Annotated in this window: 15 protein-coding genes and 1 pseudogene; 14 read left to right on the top strand and 2 right to left on the bottom strand. The window is 52.1% G+C overall.

The window, feature by feature from the left end:
- Positions 1–162: 162 nt before the first annotated feature.
- Positions 163–1378 (top strand): annotated as a pseudogene (locus tag M1P90_RS06025) (IS701 family transposase).
- An 8-nt stretch (positions 1379–1386) separates the two neighbouring features.
- On the opposite strand, the gene M1P90_RS06020 reads toward M1P90_RS06025, so the two are convergent.
- On the bottom strand, positions 1387–1827 hold the full coding sequence (locus tag M1P90_RS06020; RefSeq protein WP_483701740.1) for a hypothetical protein: 441 nt from the start codon (positions 1825–1827) through the stop codon (positions 1387–1389).
- A gap of 1317 nt (positions 1828–3144) precedes the next feature.
- Here M1P90_RS06020 and M1P90_RS06015 point away from each other — a divergent pair.
- From M1P90_RS06015 to M1P90_RS06000, 4 genes are all read left to right on the top strand, one after another.
- Complete coding sequence (locus tag M1P90_RS06015) at positions 3145–3933, top strand: hypothetical protein (protein ID WP_483701739.1); 789 nt, start codon at positions 3145–3147, stop codon at positions 3931–3933.
- 276 nt (positions 3934–4209) lie between these two features.
- Positions 4210–5238 carry a DUF4236 domain-containing protein gene (locus M1P90_RS06010; RefSeq protein WP_483701738.1) on the top strand — a complete coding sequence of 343 codons (1029 nt, stop codon included), beginning with the start codon at positions 4210–4212 and terminating at the stop codon, positions 5236–5238.
- A gap of 191 nt (positions 5239–5429) precedes the next feature.
- Positions 5430–5834, top strand: a complete 405-nt coding sequence (locus M1P90_RS06005; RefSeq protein WP_483700974.1) for a transposase — start codon at positions 5430–5432, stop codon at positions 5832–5834.
- Positions 5825–6268: a transposase gene (locus tag M1P90_RS06000; protein WP_483700973.1), complete on the top strand. Its 444-nt coding sequence runs from the start codon at positions 5825–5827 to the stop codon at positions 6266–6268. The genes M1P90_RS06005 and M1P90_RS06000 overlap by 10 nt, the downstream gene beginning before the upstream one ends.
- Positions 6269–6479: 211 nt before the next feature.
- Here the strand turns inward: M1P90_RS06000 and M1P90_RS05995 are convergent, their stop codons facing one another.
- Entirely contained in the window at positions 6480–7100 is a 621-nt protein-coding gene (locus M1P90_RS05995; RefSeq protein ID WP_483701737.1) for a hypothetical protein, read from the bottom strand.
- Positions 7101–7853: 753 nt separating this feature from the next.
- On the opposite strand from M1P90_RS05995, the gene M1P90_RS05990 reads away from it, so the two are divergent.
- The 9 genes from M1P90_RS05990 to M1P90_RS05950 all read left to right on the top strand — a co-directional run bounded on the left by M1P90_RS05990 (position 7854) and on the right by M1P90_RS05950 (position 13784).
- On the top strand, positions 7854–8975 hold the full coding sequence (locus M1P90_RS05990) for an ISAs1 family transposase (RefSeq protein ID WP_483701736.1): 1122 nt from the start codon (positions 7854–7856) through the stop codon (positions 8973–8975).
- Between the two features lie 399 nt (positions 8976–9374).
- Positions 9375–9932 carry a chloramphenicol phosphotransferase CPT family protein gene (locus M1P90_RS05985; RefSeq protein ID WP_483701735.1) on the top strand — a complete coding sequence of 186 codons (558 nt, stop codon included), beginning with the start codon at positions 9375–9377 and terminating at the stop codon, positions 9930–9932.
- 845 nt (positions 9933–10777) lie between these two features.
- Complete coding sequence (locus tag M1P90_RS05980) at positions 10778–11050, top strand: hypothetical protein (RefSeq protein ID WP_483701702.1); 273 nt, start codon at positions 10778–10780, stop codon at positions 11048–11050.
- Entirely contained in the window at positions 11050–11418 is a 369-nt protein-coding gene (locus M1P90_RS05975) for a type II toxin-antitoxin system VapC family toxin (RefSeq protein ID WP_483701701.1), read from the top strand. Before M1P90_RS05980 ends, M1P90_RS05975 begins: the two co-directional genes overlap by 1 nt.
- Before the next feature lie 395 nt (positions 11419–11813).
- Positions 11814–12215 (top strand): hypothetical protein, encoded by a 402-nt coding sequence (locus M1P90_RS05970; RefSeq protein ID WP_483701734.1) that lies wholly within the window; start codon positions 11814–11816, stop codon positions 12213–12215.
- A 284-nt stretch (positions 12216–12499) separates the two neighbouring features.
- Complete coding sequence (locus M1P90_RS05965) at positions 12500–12760, top strand: DUF4160 domain-containing protein (protein ID WP_483701733.1); 261 nt, start codon at positions 12500–12502, stop codon at positions 12758–12760.
- Between the two features lie 14 nt (positions 12761–12774).
- Positions 12775–13065, top strand: coding sequence for a DUF2442 domain-containing protein (locus M1P90_RS05960; protein WP_483701732.1), 291 nt, complete (start codon positions 12775–12777; stop codon positions 13063–13065).
- 229 nt (positions 13066–13294) lie between these two features.
- Positions 13295–13570, top strand: coding sequence for a BrnT family toxin (locus tag M1P90_RS05955; protein ID WP_483701731.1), 276 nt, complete (start codon positions 13295–13297; stop codon positions 13568–13570).
- Positions 13554–13784 carry a hypothetical protein gene (locus tag M1P90_RS05950; RefSeq protein WP_483701730.1) on the top strand — a complete coding sequence of 77 codons (231 nt, stop codon included), beginning with the start codon at positions 13554–13556 and terminating at the stop codon, positions 13782–13784. Before M1P90_RS05955 ends, M1P90_RS05950 begins: the two co-directional genes overlap by 17 nt.
- The last annotated feature ends 67 nt before the right edge of the window (positions 13785–13851 follow it).

Genomic DNA, 13851 nt, shown 5'->3' with positions numbered 1-13851 from the left:
GCATCGCACCGCACAAACCCTCCGCAGGTCGCACAGATACAGGTTGTACTCGTATGCTGCCGTCTGCCTGCGAAACTACCAACTGGACTTTTGCAGATTTGCGGCAACAAGCTTCTGAGCATATGATCAGGCGAGCGTTGGTCTACCAGTTGGGAGGCACAGGTGCCAGCAATTGTCGCGATACCACAGGTGGTCGAGGAACTGCTGGTCCAGTTCGCCGACCTGTTTCCAAATGAGCCTTCACGCCGCCACTTTGCCGAATACCTGACCGGGCTGTTTGTAGCGGAGCACAAGACCGTGAGCGGTATCACGCGAGAGTTTGCCGCCCCACCCGACCAATCCACTCTCAATCGATGGTTGACTGAAGCGCCCTGGGATGTCCAGCGCATCAACGCGCACCGGCTCGAATGGCTTCAACAGGACGCTGCAACGCGCTATCGTCACGACGGCGTTATCGCGATCGATAACACTTTGATAGATCATGACGGCAAACTGATAGAGGATGTCGGCTATTTCTGGGACCATGCCGACAAACGCCACCTGATCGCCCACGATTACCTGTTTGCCAACTACGTCAACCCGAGTGGGAAGCATTATCCGCTCGATTTCCGGCGCTTCCGCAAGCGCGAGCAGTGCGACGACGAGCGCCCGTTCAAGAATCACACCGACCTCGCTAAGGAACTGATCGATTGGGTTGTCGCTGAGGACATACCGGGCGACTTCACCTTCGACAGTTACTTCACCAACGCGCCAATTATGAACACCCTCCACGCCAAAGGTCGCAGCTACATCGGTGATTTGAAAGCCAACCGAGTGATTGTAGTCAGCGGGAAGCAGACCAGCGTGACTGAGTGGGTCAAAACGCTCACGCCGCTTGTTCGCACCAAGTTTACGGTCGGCGGTCACACGCAATGGTAGCTTCACCAAGTCCGTTCGTCTGCCCAATGTCAACCACCCAGTGCGTATTCTGGTGTTGTGGTCAGAAGCAGAAGCTGCGACGCCACGCAAGATCCTGATCAGCAACCGAACCCAGTGGGAAGCTCATCGCATTTTGAAGGTCTACAAAAAGCGCTGGACAGGGACGGAGACCTTTCATCGGGACGGGAAGCAGCATTTGGGCATGGGCGAGTGTCAGCTCAGGGACGGGATGGGCCAGACCAGGCACATGCACCTCGTCGTCCTGGCGTACACGGCTCTGATGCGCCAATTGAAGCATGATCGTGCCTTCGAATGGGCTCACACACGCCTGATGACCATTGGCGAGTCCTGTCGCACCATCGCTCGCGAGACCTTGGGCAAAACGCTTGCTTGGGCCATCGAACAATCGCACCAAGGCATGACTCTGTCCGATATCAAGCTCCGTTTGGCTTTACCCTGAGCTTTCGCCTATTTCTGCAAAACCTTAGTACCAACTATTCCTGCCAACGCTCCACCCAATAACGCCAGAAATATGGGCCATAGTGGCAATGGTACTTTTTCACTTCTATACCCCCAGCTTTGTATGCTCAGCACTGCTAATCCAATCCCAATTGCTCCTACGAATATTCCAAATACTATGCTGAGACCCATCCCTTTACGCCAACCAGCGACACGACTCATCTTTGCTGCCACTGCTCCTATTAAAGCACCCAGTATCGCTCCTCCACCAAACCCAATGACGCCTACATACGGTATTCCAAATCCTCGAGCTTCGATTCGTTCTCCTATTGGCATCGTTGATGTCATACGGAGCAATTCGCTTACCAAAAGCAATGTCCCGATCAAGCCGCCCACGCCCGCACTACCAATGTAGCCCTGTTCGGTTGTCGTATGTGTTTTGCTTATCATTGATTTTCCTCCCGCATATTCAGCCAATGAAATAATTTCGAGACTCAGCTGTGATAGGTATGATAGATCATAAGCACGCCAGCGTGCCGATTGAAGATGCTGAATGTCACAACCGTCTGTTATAATCCCACCACCCAACACGCGCTTGCAGCGGACGCCGCTTCACGTCGAGCGAGATCGTGCGTTTTTCAGCGCCTGTTTCTGCTACAATGTGGTTGCCATAAATCGGTGGCGCCGCTAAAGCGCAACCCGTTGGGCGCATCTCGTTTCGCAGGTTGTCTTGATCTCGCAGGTCGCTTTCTGTCTTTTCGGCAGAAGATCGCCCTGCCGCTACGAAGGAGCAAATCGAGCGTAGGATGAAGGCCCGTTGTGCCGCGTGGTTCCAGTCAACGCCTTCTCAACCCCACGTGGTATGAGCGCCCGTTGTGCTGAGGTGGTTCCGGTCAACGTTTCGCGCATTTCAAGGTGGTACAAACGCCCGTTATGCCGCGTGGTTCCGTTTCGTGTTTGCTCAACCCTGCGTGGTGCGAAGGCCCGTTGTGCTGACGTGGTTCCGGGCAGTGTGGTTCCGCCAAGCGCAGTTGCTCGTGTCGCATCAACGTCGGCGTCTCATGCTTCCATTCGGCTGTTTATCAAAGCTCACGCCCAACACGCGCTTGCAGCGGACGCCGCTTCGCGTCGAGCGAGATCGTGCGTTTTTCAGCGCCAGTTTCTGCTACAATGTGCTTGCCATTTACTGGGGTGGCGCCGCTAAAGCGCAATCCGTTGGGCGTGTCTCGTTTCTCAAGCTGTCTCGTTCTCGCAGGCTGCTTGCTGTCTTTTTGGCATAAGGAAGCTGTGCAACTCCGAAGGAACGAATCGAGCGTGGAATGAAAGCCCGTTGTGCTGGCGTGATTCCGGTCAGCGTTTGGCGCAAAGCAATGTGGTACGAAAGCCCGTTATGCCGCGTGATTCCGTGTCGCGCTTTCTCAACCCCGCGTGGTGCGAGTGTTCGTTATGCTGAGCGTGGTTCCGGTCAACGTGATTCCGCCAAGCGCAGCTGCTCGTGTCCCATCAACGTCGGCGTCTCATGCTTCCATTCGGCTGTCTATCAAAGCTCACGCCCAACACGCGCTTGCAGCGGACGCCGCTTCGCGTCGAGCGAGATCGGGGTTATTTTCCGCGCCGGTATCTGCTACAATGTGCTTGCCATCAATCGGGGCGGCGCCGCTAAAGCGCAACCCGTTCGGCGGCGCATCAAACACAATCCACTTTAGGCACCGTTGTCCTTGCACTATAATTTCTCGCACACTTTTTCCTGCTACAAGGAGAGAAGGGATGGCCGCAAGTCCACTAACAGGGACACGAGTAAAGATCCAGCGCGCACGGCGCCATCTGACTGAACTCGCCACTGTCATTCAAGAATTCTTTGCCTCTATGCCGTATAATATTGTTGTTGAGGAAAACATATCGACAGGAGATACGCTATACCGAGCACGTGTAGAACGTGAAATACCGGAAGAATTGGGTGGAATGATAGGGGATGTCATTCACAATCTGCGGGCAGCACTTGACCTTGCAGTTTGGCAAATGGTGATCATAAACGGCAATACACCATCTGATAAAACCTGCTTTCCTATCAATCAAAGCTTGTCAGCCTTTACAAATAACGGTCTCCCAAAACTTGCCGGTGTGAGCTACAAGGCAATCAGAACAATAAAACGCCTGAAACCGTACAAGGGAGGCAATAATCGGCTTTGGAAATTACATCAATTGGATATTATCGATAAGCATCGTTTGATTCTACCTGTAGGCGCGGCCTACAGACATATAGAAATCACACATAAGATGAGAGTTCCCTGGCAGGAAGAGTTTGTCGAATTTCCTCCTATTGCTTTGCAACCAGCCGATAAGCTTTTTCCACTTTTAGATAACACCATTGTTTTCGAAATAAAAGCAGCAGCAAAATCAAATCCGGATTCTGCAACTGATAATTATCGCTTTGCTTTTTATATCGCCTTTGGTGATGGAAATATTGCAAATGAGGATCCTGTTGTTGAAACCCTAGAGGATCTAGCAAATTACATTGATCAGCTTATCAATCTCTTTGAGAAGTGGATATTTTAGTAGTACTCACACGATAATTATCGGCGTCGCCGCCGAACACGCGCATGCAGTCCGACCGCCTTCGGCGCGCGAGATCGTCGCTATTTTGGCGTGTTCTGGTGTCGCGCGCCTCGTCGGCGGCTGATGCGCAATCCGTTAGGCGGCATTCTACAATCACAGCAAGCTTAAAGTGAGTTACATAAATACGATTAAGCATCTGTAAACATTTCCTTCTAGATTCCACTTACCTTGTAATGGTATTCGTGATGTGATTAGGTGAGTCAGAAAGGTGAAACAATGGGTTTTCGTTTTGGCAAAAGTATCCGCCTTGGCAAGCATGTCCGCGTCAATATCAGCAAAAGAGGCATTGGTATGAGTGCTGGTGTAAAAGGCGCGCGTATCAGCACTGGTCCTCGTGGCTCTCGTTTGACGACTGGTATTCCTGGAACTGGCCTCAGCTACTCTCAAAAGCTAGGTGGCAAGAGTGCCACTGGAAAATCTAGCCGTACCTCAGCTAGTAAATCATCACCACAACAGCGCGCAGTAAATGTACCTAAAGCCCCTTCACCAGGGTTATTTGCACCGGCCTACGAAAAAGCGTTTTACAAAGCGATCAGTGCTTTTCAGGAAGGAAAGCGCGACGAAGCGTTACGGCATTTCCTCGAAGCGGCACAAAAGGATGCGGGTGCTGGGATCCTTGTGGGATTGCTCTTGTCGCACTATCCTGATCGTATTGGCGAGGCGACCACATATCTGGAAACTGTCGTCGCTAGCGATGTTGAGTTTCCGACCCCGCTCATGCAGAAGTACATCACAACTGCAACGATGAATCTTGACATCACAAATGAAGTGCAGGTGACTGTGCCAATTGATGGTCTTGGCGCTGCGCTTTTGCTCGCTGAACTATATCAGCAGCAGGAGCGTCTATCGGAAGCAATAGGCGTCTTGGAAGAACTTGATGATTTGGTAGATGAACCAGCTCTGACACTATCATTGTGCGATTTATATGCAGCTGCGGGTGTATGGGATGGCATCATAGCTCGTGCTGAAAAAGCAACGATTATAGACGATATAACTCTTGAGACGACCATCTTACGTGGACGTGCCTTACAGGAGAAAGGCTTACAGGACGCTGCAATTGTTGTATTTACTGAAGCACTGAAAAAGAAGAAAGACCGCGATCCAGATTTACTAGTTGAGGCTCTGTATTGGCGCGCAGTTTCTTATGAAGCTATCGGAAAGAAGAGCCAAGCAAATAAAGAGTTTCAGAAAATCTACGCCGAAGCGCCGAACTTCCGAGACATCGCACAACGTGTGAATGTATGATCAATTTGAATAGCCAATTCATTCCAACATATTGCAGCACTAAAATTACCGCCTAACACGGGCATGCAGTTGACCGCTTCGCGCGCGAGATCGTTGTTCTTTGAGAAGAACTAAATTAAACTTCTGGCACGATCCCTGCGGGGATCAGAGAGGAGCCTGCAAGAGGCTCAGAATAAAGCCAGGAGAATTGGATGAAAATCCCGACAGAACTAACCGAGTTGCAATTTCAGACATACGTTGAAGCATATCTGTCAAAAGCAAAGCACGGCTTTGTGAGTGAACAACCGCTCTATCAAATATTCAATCACATTCTCTATAAACTCTATACTGGCTGCCCCTGGCCGGCATTACCGATCGAGAAAGGGCCAGATGGTCTACCCGTGATGTCCTTTCAAGTTCCCTCGTATCATTTCCGCAAATGGAGCAAGGATGGGAGCCTCCAGCGCCTCTTTGATGCAAGTATTCTTTCGGTCAAGGGCGAATTGAATTTATCTGAACTCAACCTCGATGGCAGCCACAGCGCTGCAAAAAAGGGGGCGAAGAAGTCGCCTATCAAGGTCGCAAGAAGGCCAAGACGAGCAACATCTTGCCGGTAACGGATGCGAATGGCTTGATTATTGCCACAACTGGGGTGATTGCCGGCAATCACAATGATAGTTATGAGCTTGTACAGAAGCTCAAGCAGGTATTCGACGACCTGAAACGCTGTGGTTTGAACTATCAGGGTGCGATCTTCAACATGGACAGTGGCTTTGACACACGCGCAGCGCGGAAGCTGTTATGGAATCGCGGCGTCAAACCCAACATTCCCGAGAACAAACGTAATCGCAAAACTGTGAAACGTGGACGAAAACGCTCTTTCAATCCTGAGGTGTATCAGCATCGCTTTGTGAGCGAGCGTACCTTCGCCTGGATTGACAAATTCAAGACGTTGTTAGTCCGCTTCGAGCGCAAAGCAGCCTATTGTCTGGGCTTTCACCATATTGCCTTCGCCCTGATTAATCTCCGCCGCCTTATCGCGGAAGTTTAATTTAGTTCGAAGCATTATCCAAGCGCGCTCGCGGCAACTGATGCCTAAACCGTTGGGCGAACGCTATTCTGATCACATTTTTGAGTCCAGTCCATCGCCTCATCATTTCTGTTTCAAGTCGCCTGCCTTTCTTTTGCACTGAGCATATACCTCCATAGGTATGTTTTTGCCTTGCCGGTTTCGCTCGTCAGCCTCGTGTGCACCTTACTCATCACTTCCTGACCATCCCCATTTTTGCTCTGCTTCCCCGCTCTTTCACCAGTTTCGTTTGATGCCTCAGACGCGCCTCGCAACGCTTTTTGGCAGGTGCAAATTCCTTTTCGGCAGGTGCATTATTCGAATTTGCAGGTGCAAATTCCTTTTCGTCTTGGGCACACAACAGATCTTCGCGCACTCGCCGTATGAGCGGATACGTTGTTCGGTCGCGAACCGCGCGGCGCGCAAAACGAACGGTCGCTTCCAGAAATCTCGTGCTGCGCGCCACGCGGAACGCTCCCGCTGTCAGCAGATCAACGCCGTTCGCGTGCGCAGGCGCAATGAAGCGGGCACAAGCACCGCTGCGAGCTCTCGCCTGCCTTGCGCCCGCCTCGTTGCGCAGCCATAAACCAAACGCAGCAGCAAATGAAACGTGGTATGATTGCGGCAGCAACACCGTGGTCGACAAACAAGCGCGTTCGCCCAACACGGCGTTGCTGTTGACCGCTTCGCGCACGAGATCGGTGTTTTTAAGAGGCTCATACAGCGCTCGCGGCAACTGAACGCCAACCCGTTGGGCGAGTCTTAGGCGCAAGGTTGTCTCGGTCTTGAAAAGCTTTCTATGGTGCTTCAGCAAAAAGATCGCCCTGCCGCTACGAAAGAGCGAATCGAGCGTGGAATGAACGCCCCTTGTGCCGCGTGATTCCAGTCAGCGTTTGCTCAACCCCGCGTGGTACGAGCGCCCGCGTTGTGCTGATTGTGGTTCCGTTCAACGTTTGCCGCAAAGGAGCGTGGTACGAAGGCTCGTGGTGCTGAGCGTGATTCCGGTCAGTGCTTTCTCAATCCTACGTGGTGCGAAGGCCCGTTGTGCTGACTGTGGTTCCGGTCAGCGTGATTCCGCCAAGCGCAGTTGCTCGTGTCGATGGAGCGTGATTGGCGTCTGCCTCAGTTTGGCTTTCTATCGAGGCTCACGCCCAACACGCGCTTGCAGCGGACGCCGCTTCGCGTCGTGAGAGATCGTGCGTTTTTCAGCGCCAGTTTCTGCTACAATGTCCTTGCCATGTATCAGCAGCGGCGCCGCTAAAGCGCAACCCGTTAGCCCGCCTAGCCAGTTATTATCTCTTGGTGCCTCGAACATGTAATAAGCCTTGATGCTCAGTAGATCGCATATTCGCTTTAGGACACGCTTCGGAGGCCAGGGCCAACGCATTATGAATGAAGCATAAAACGACGTTTTGTCTGTCAAACGCTTTCAGTATGGGCGAAACAAAGCAATGTGGTTCTTTATGCTGTTTTTCGTGCACTCGTGCATCAGAGTGAGCAACTCGCCATCGCGTTTCTGATGCTATAATCACCTCTCTGAATGGTTTCCAGCAGCAGGAGGTGTGTGGTGGAATTACCGACGTCGCTTTCTCGCCATTTTGGCGATCTGCCCGACCCGCGTATCGACCGCTGTAAACACCACAAACTGATCGACATCATCTCGATTGCCATTTGCGCGGTTTTGAGCAGTGCTGATGGCTGGACCGACATCGAAGCCTATGGCCACGCCAAACACGCCTTGCTGGAGCAGTTTCTCGAGTTGCCCGCTGGCATTCCGTCGCACGACACCTTCGCCCGTGTCTTTGCGCGTCTTAATCCCACCGCGTTCCAATCCGCCTTTCTCGCCTGGGTCGACACCATTCGTGCCAAACTGCCCGGCGATGTGATTGCGATTGACGGCAAAACCGAACGTCGTACCCACGACCGTGCGATCGACCTGTCGCCACTGCATATCGTCAGCGCGTTCTCGGCGGCCAATCACCTGGTTCTCGGTCAGGTTCGCGTGAACAGCAAATCGAATGAGATCACCGCCATCCCGCTGCTGCTCTCGCTGCTCGACATCAACGATTGCATCGTGACGATTGATGCGATGGGCTGCCAGGTGGCGATTGCCGAACAGATTGTGGCGCAGGGTGGTGACTATGTGCTGGCGTGTAAAGACAACCAGCCGCAACTGGCGCGCGACATTGCACGCATCTTTGCCGAGCCGATTGAAGAGGAACACCTGGATCGATGCATCATCACAATGGAAGGTCACGGACGGAGCGAACGGCGCGAATATCGCAGCTGTGACCAAGTGGAGAGCATCGTCGACCGCGCGCGCTGGTCGCAGTTGCGCTCGGTTGTAAGGGTGCATTCGACGCGCACGTGTGATGGTGTGACGAGCGAGGAGACACGTTCGTACATATCAAGTTTGCCGCTGGGAGCCGAGCGGGTTGCAGACGCCATTCGGCAGCATTGGGGGATCGAAAACCGGCTGCATTGGGTGCTGGATGTGGTGTTTGCCGCCGATGACAGCCGCGCGCGAATTGGTCACTCAGCGCATAATCTGGCAATTATTCGGCACTTGGTGTTGAACCTGCTGCGCGAGGAAACGACGTTGAAGGCGAGTGTACGTCAGAAGCGGCTGCGTGCGACTTGGGACGATGCCTATGCGATGAAAGTGCTTCAGGTTGAGCCACGTCTGTAGAACATTTGTAATGCGTTGGCCCTGCTTGATACCCTAAAATAGTCAATTCCGCTTCGATTAGTAATTAGAAAAATTCACTAAGTATTTCCTGATAAAACAAGCTCCAAACGCGGCACAACAAGCCGTTGCAGCGGACGCGCTTCGCGCCACGAGATCGGTGCCATTTTAAAATGCAATTTCGTGCGAATTGTCGTACCGATCTCGACGGCGCGCCGCTGAACGGCAATCCGTTGGGCCACTTCTGTGCGTTTCTCGATATTCGGCTTGTTGTCTCGTGCTTCCGGCTGATACCTCTACCAGTTTGTCCTGCTACACTCAGCATATATTCCAGCTGGTCTCAATCTTCATTGCCGCCTATCGTTAGATTTCATCGGCTAGCGGCATGTACACGAGGACTTTGTGAACATTACAACACCCACCATTATTGTGCTGAATGGTGCATCGAGCGCTGGTAAGACCAGCCTGTGCAAGCTGTTGCAGGTTGCGCTTGATTATCCCATTATGCATTTACAAGAAGATTCGTTCGTGTTCAATACCTATCACGAACGCTGGACACATCCAGGGTCGGGCGAGCGCATTTTTGCCATGACAATGCTCGCATACTATCGTTCTATTCGCGCCTGTGTCTCGGCCGGTCATAATCTCTTGGTTGATACCGGCTTTTATTCAGCAGAGCTTGTGCATCAATTTGTGCAAGAACTTCATGATCTGCCAATCTGGTTGGTTGGCGTTCATTGTGAGGTAGCGGAGTTGGAGCGGCGCGAGCAAGCGCGCGGCGACCGTCAAATCGGCATTGCACGTGACCAATTTCACACGATACACGCACATATGCAGTACGATATCGAAGTGGACACCTCGATCTCATCGTTTGAAGCGTGTACGGCTTCCATAAAAGCAGCGGTCGCAATTGCGGAGCAGCCAACAGCAATACATCGTCTGTATGCTCAATTTGCATAGCAACGCATTCGCGCTTTGAATCGTGGCCCAACACGCGCATGCAGTCCGACCGCTTCGCGCGCAAGATCGTCGCTATTTTGGCGCTTTCCTATGCTGCGCGCTCGCGGCGGCTGATGCGCAATCCGTTGGGCGTGTCTCGTTTCGCAGGTTGTCTTGATCTCGCAGGCCACTTTCTGTCTTTTCGGCAGAAGAACGCAGTGCAACTCCGAAGGAACGAATCGAACGTGGGATGAAGGCCCGTTGTGCCGCGTGATACCGTCAGCGTTTTCTCAACCCCGCGTGGTCCGAACGCTCGTTATGCTAAAGTGATTCTGGGCAACGCTTGCGCAGCCCTGATGCAGACAAAAGCCAGTTCTTTTCCACGTGGTCACGGCAACGCCTTCTCAACCCTGCGTGGTACGAACGCCCGTTATGCCACGTGGTTCCGTTCAAGGTCGTCTCAACCCTGCGTGGGATGAAGGCTTGTTATGCTGCGTGTGGTTCCGTCAGCGTGGTTCGCCGAGCGCAGCTGTTCGTGTCTCTTTCAGCGTGGTTGGCGTATGCCTCAGTTTGGCTATCTATCAAGGCTCACGCCCAACACGCGCTTGCAGCGGACGCCGCTTCGCGTCGAGCAAGATCGTGCGTTTTTCGGCGTCAGTTTCTGCTACAATGTGACAGCCATCAATTGGTGGCGGCGCCGCTAAAGCGCAACCCGTTGGACCTTGCCGCATCTCTATCCATACGAGATTACCTTTATGCGCATTGAGTACAACCGCTGCCGCGTTTTCCTCCCATTATTTTCCTCTTCATCCTAATCCCTGTATAATATAGTCACTGTTTGTTTCGCTTTGGGAAGGATGATATCTATGCTACACACATATAAAGCAATCTTACGAGGAAACCGATTAGAGTGGAGCGATACTCCACCTGCCGACCTTGGTTCCGAGCAGCCGGTTGCAGTCCATGTAACTATTTTGGAGCCATCAGACCACATCTCGCAATCTCTCCACACAGGGGCAGCAATGGCAACCATTTTGGAGCAACTTGCGCAATCAGAAACGTTCGCTGAGATAGACGATCCGAGTGTATGGGAACGTGAACAGCGTGAAGAACGCCATTTACCAGAACGAGCCGCCTGATGCTGATTGATAGCAATATCATTATCTATGCCGCTCAGCCCCAATATACAGCGCTGCGGCAACTCATCATCGATAGGAACCCGGCTGTGTCAGCAGTCAGTTACGTGGAAGTTTTGGGATACCATAAGCTCACCGAACAAGATCGGCAGCTTCTGGAAGCATTTTTCAACACGGCGCCGATTCTCGCTGTGACACAACCAGTGCTCGATCAAGCAGTCAAACTACGCCAACTCCGTAAGATGACCTTGGGTGATGCATTAATTGCTGGTACAGCGCTCGCACATAACCTGACACTTGTGACCCGTAACACCTCAGATTTTATCTGGATTGCTGGTTTAACGCTGCTCAATCCGTTTGAACAGAGCTAATTTCCTCAAAGCATTCGAAAGCACGGTCCAACACGGCGTTGCAGTTGACCGCTTCGCGCGCAAGATCGTCCGTTTTTTGATGGAAGCCTGCGCAGCGCGCTCACGGCAACTGAACGCCAACCCGTTGGGCGTCCATTCATTTCATCAATGCCTTCTGGACTGATAGCGCATGCATGTCCGGCTCGCATTCTTCGTCACGTTTTTGAACGCCTATTTTCTCTCAACGCAACGTATACCGTCACAATGAGGTTTTCTCACTCCATACCCGCTTCAACCCAATCGCGTGGCGGGGTACAATTGACGTGGCAACTCGGCACAATGCCTGCGTGCTTGGCTTGCTTCCACCACTCAGGTGGTTTGGTACGGTCACTACTGCATAGAAGATAACGATAGCTATGAACTACCGCTTCCGAAAATTACACCTCTGGATTGCTTTCTGCTTTGCAATTACTCTTGGCGCTTGCTCATTCCGCAGTCACGAAGCGCAGCGTTTCCGTATTACAAACACCAGCGATATTCCTATTGAGCAAGCCATTATTACCTTTCCAAACGAGCGCCTTGTATTTGGTCCACTCGCCCCACACAGCACAAGTCCATATCAAGTCGTGCAGCACGGCGTCTATCGTGACGCGTCCTATGAACTCACAATACACAACCAGACGCTACAATTCCCAGTTATTGATTGGATCGGCGAACAACCACTTGCAGGGCAAGGATTTACAAGTTATCTCGCATTTGATCTGCAAGCTGCACAGTATCGGCAGATACACGCCAGCATACAAGCGAGTGGAGACTGAGGCAAACAATACAGGCGCCCAACACGCGCTTGCAGCGGACGCCGCTTCGCGTCGAGCAAGATCGTGCGTTTTTCAGCGCCAGTTTCTGCTACAATGTGCTTGCCATCAATCAGTGGCGGCGCCGCTAAAGCGCAACCCGTTCGGCGGTTGTCTCCATCCACGAATTGCTCAGAACCCAAATCATTTCGTCTCCGTGCGACCTTCCTACTTTCCTTCTGCTCATCACTTCGTCCCTGCCTGTGCTATACTTTTGCCATTGAGACATTGCGGAGGAGAATGGCTCTATGCCTCGGATTAGTGCTTTTTTCGGCATTGTGATTTGGATGTACTACAACGACCATCAGCCTCCTCATTTCCATGCCGAATATAATGGCGAGGAAGTGCTGATCCTAATTGGCTCTGGCGATGTCTTTCAGGGTCGGGTTTCTCGTCGCGCGCTTCGCCTCATTCAGGAATGGGAAGAATTGCACCGCGCTGACTTGATGGCAGATTGGGAGTTGGCACGTCAACAGCAACCGCTCAATCCGATTGCACCACTCACCTAACCCAGGAGGCAACTATGGCACAATTCATTCGTGTTCAATCAATCGAGCCACTTGAACCACCCGTCATGCGGGTTCGGTTTACCAATGGTGAGCAACGCGATATCAACCTAACCGCCTATATTGCGAGTGGCGACATCTTTGAGCCAGTACGAAGCGACGAAATCTATTTCCGCTCAGCCCAGGTTGAAGGCGGTACAATTGCGTGGCCTAATGGGGCAGACATTGATCCAGATGTTTTGTTTTATGAAGGTACGCCGCCGTGGGCGCAAGAAGAAGTGGGACAGCCGAGCCAAGCACATCATTAAGTGCAAAGAAACCATATCGCTTTGGACACAAACATGCGACGGAACCGCCGAACACGCCGTTGCAGCGGACGCGCTCCGCGCCTCGAGATCGGTGCTATTTTAGAATGTCATTTCGTGCGGAAAGCTATTCCGATCTTGACGGCGCGCCGCTAAAGCGCAACCCGTTGGACGGCAGCCATCACATCGATTATGCGCAACCAGGCTCACGTGACTATGCTATACTAACTGCATGGATTTTGAATGGGACGATCAAAAAGCTGAGTATAATTTCCACAAACATGGCGTCGCTTTTCCCGAAGCGGCGACGGTCTTTTCTGATCCGCTTGTAATCACGTTCGCCGATCCGGATCATTCGCAGGATGAGGATCGTTTCATTGTTCTTGGCACATCTGCAGAAGGGCGCTTGCTGATGGTTGCTCATACAGATCGCGGCGATCGTATTCGTATCATTAGCGCTCGAACGCTCAAACCGAAGGAGCGGCGATTATATGAGTCAGAACAGTAATACACCACGTGAGGATGATCTCCGCGACGAATATGATGAGAACGTCTTAAGGAATGGCATCCGTGGTAAATATGTGCAGCGGCTCGCTGCGGGGTCAAATATTGTTCGGCTTGCTCCAGACGTCGCCGCAGCATTTCCGACCGAAGAAGCTGTCAATGACGCCTTACGTTTACTGCTCAATGTAGCAAAAACGAGCGTCCGGCAAACCATATAATATCTGCATAGACGCGTGCCAATATTTGCTTTCACGGCTGCGTTCGGGAACTTCATAAGCGAAGCTA

The sequence above is a fragment of the Kouleothrix sp. 19917 genome, assembly GCF_057073505.1.
This window is presented reverse-complemented; position numbering and strand designations above follow the sequence as displayed.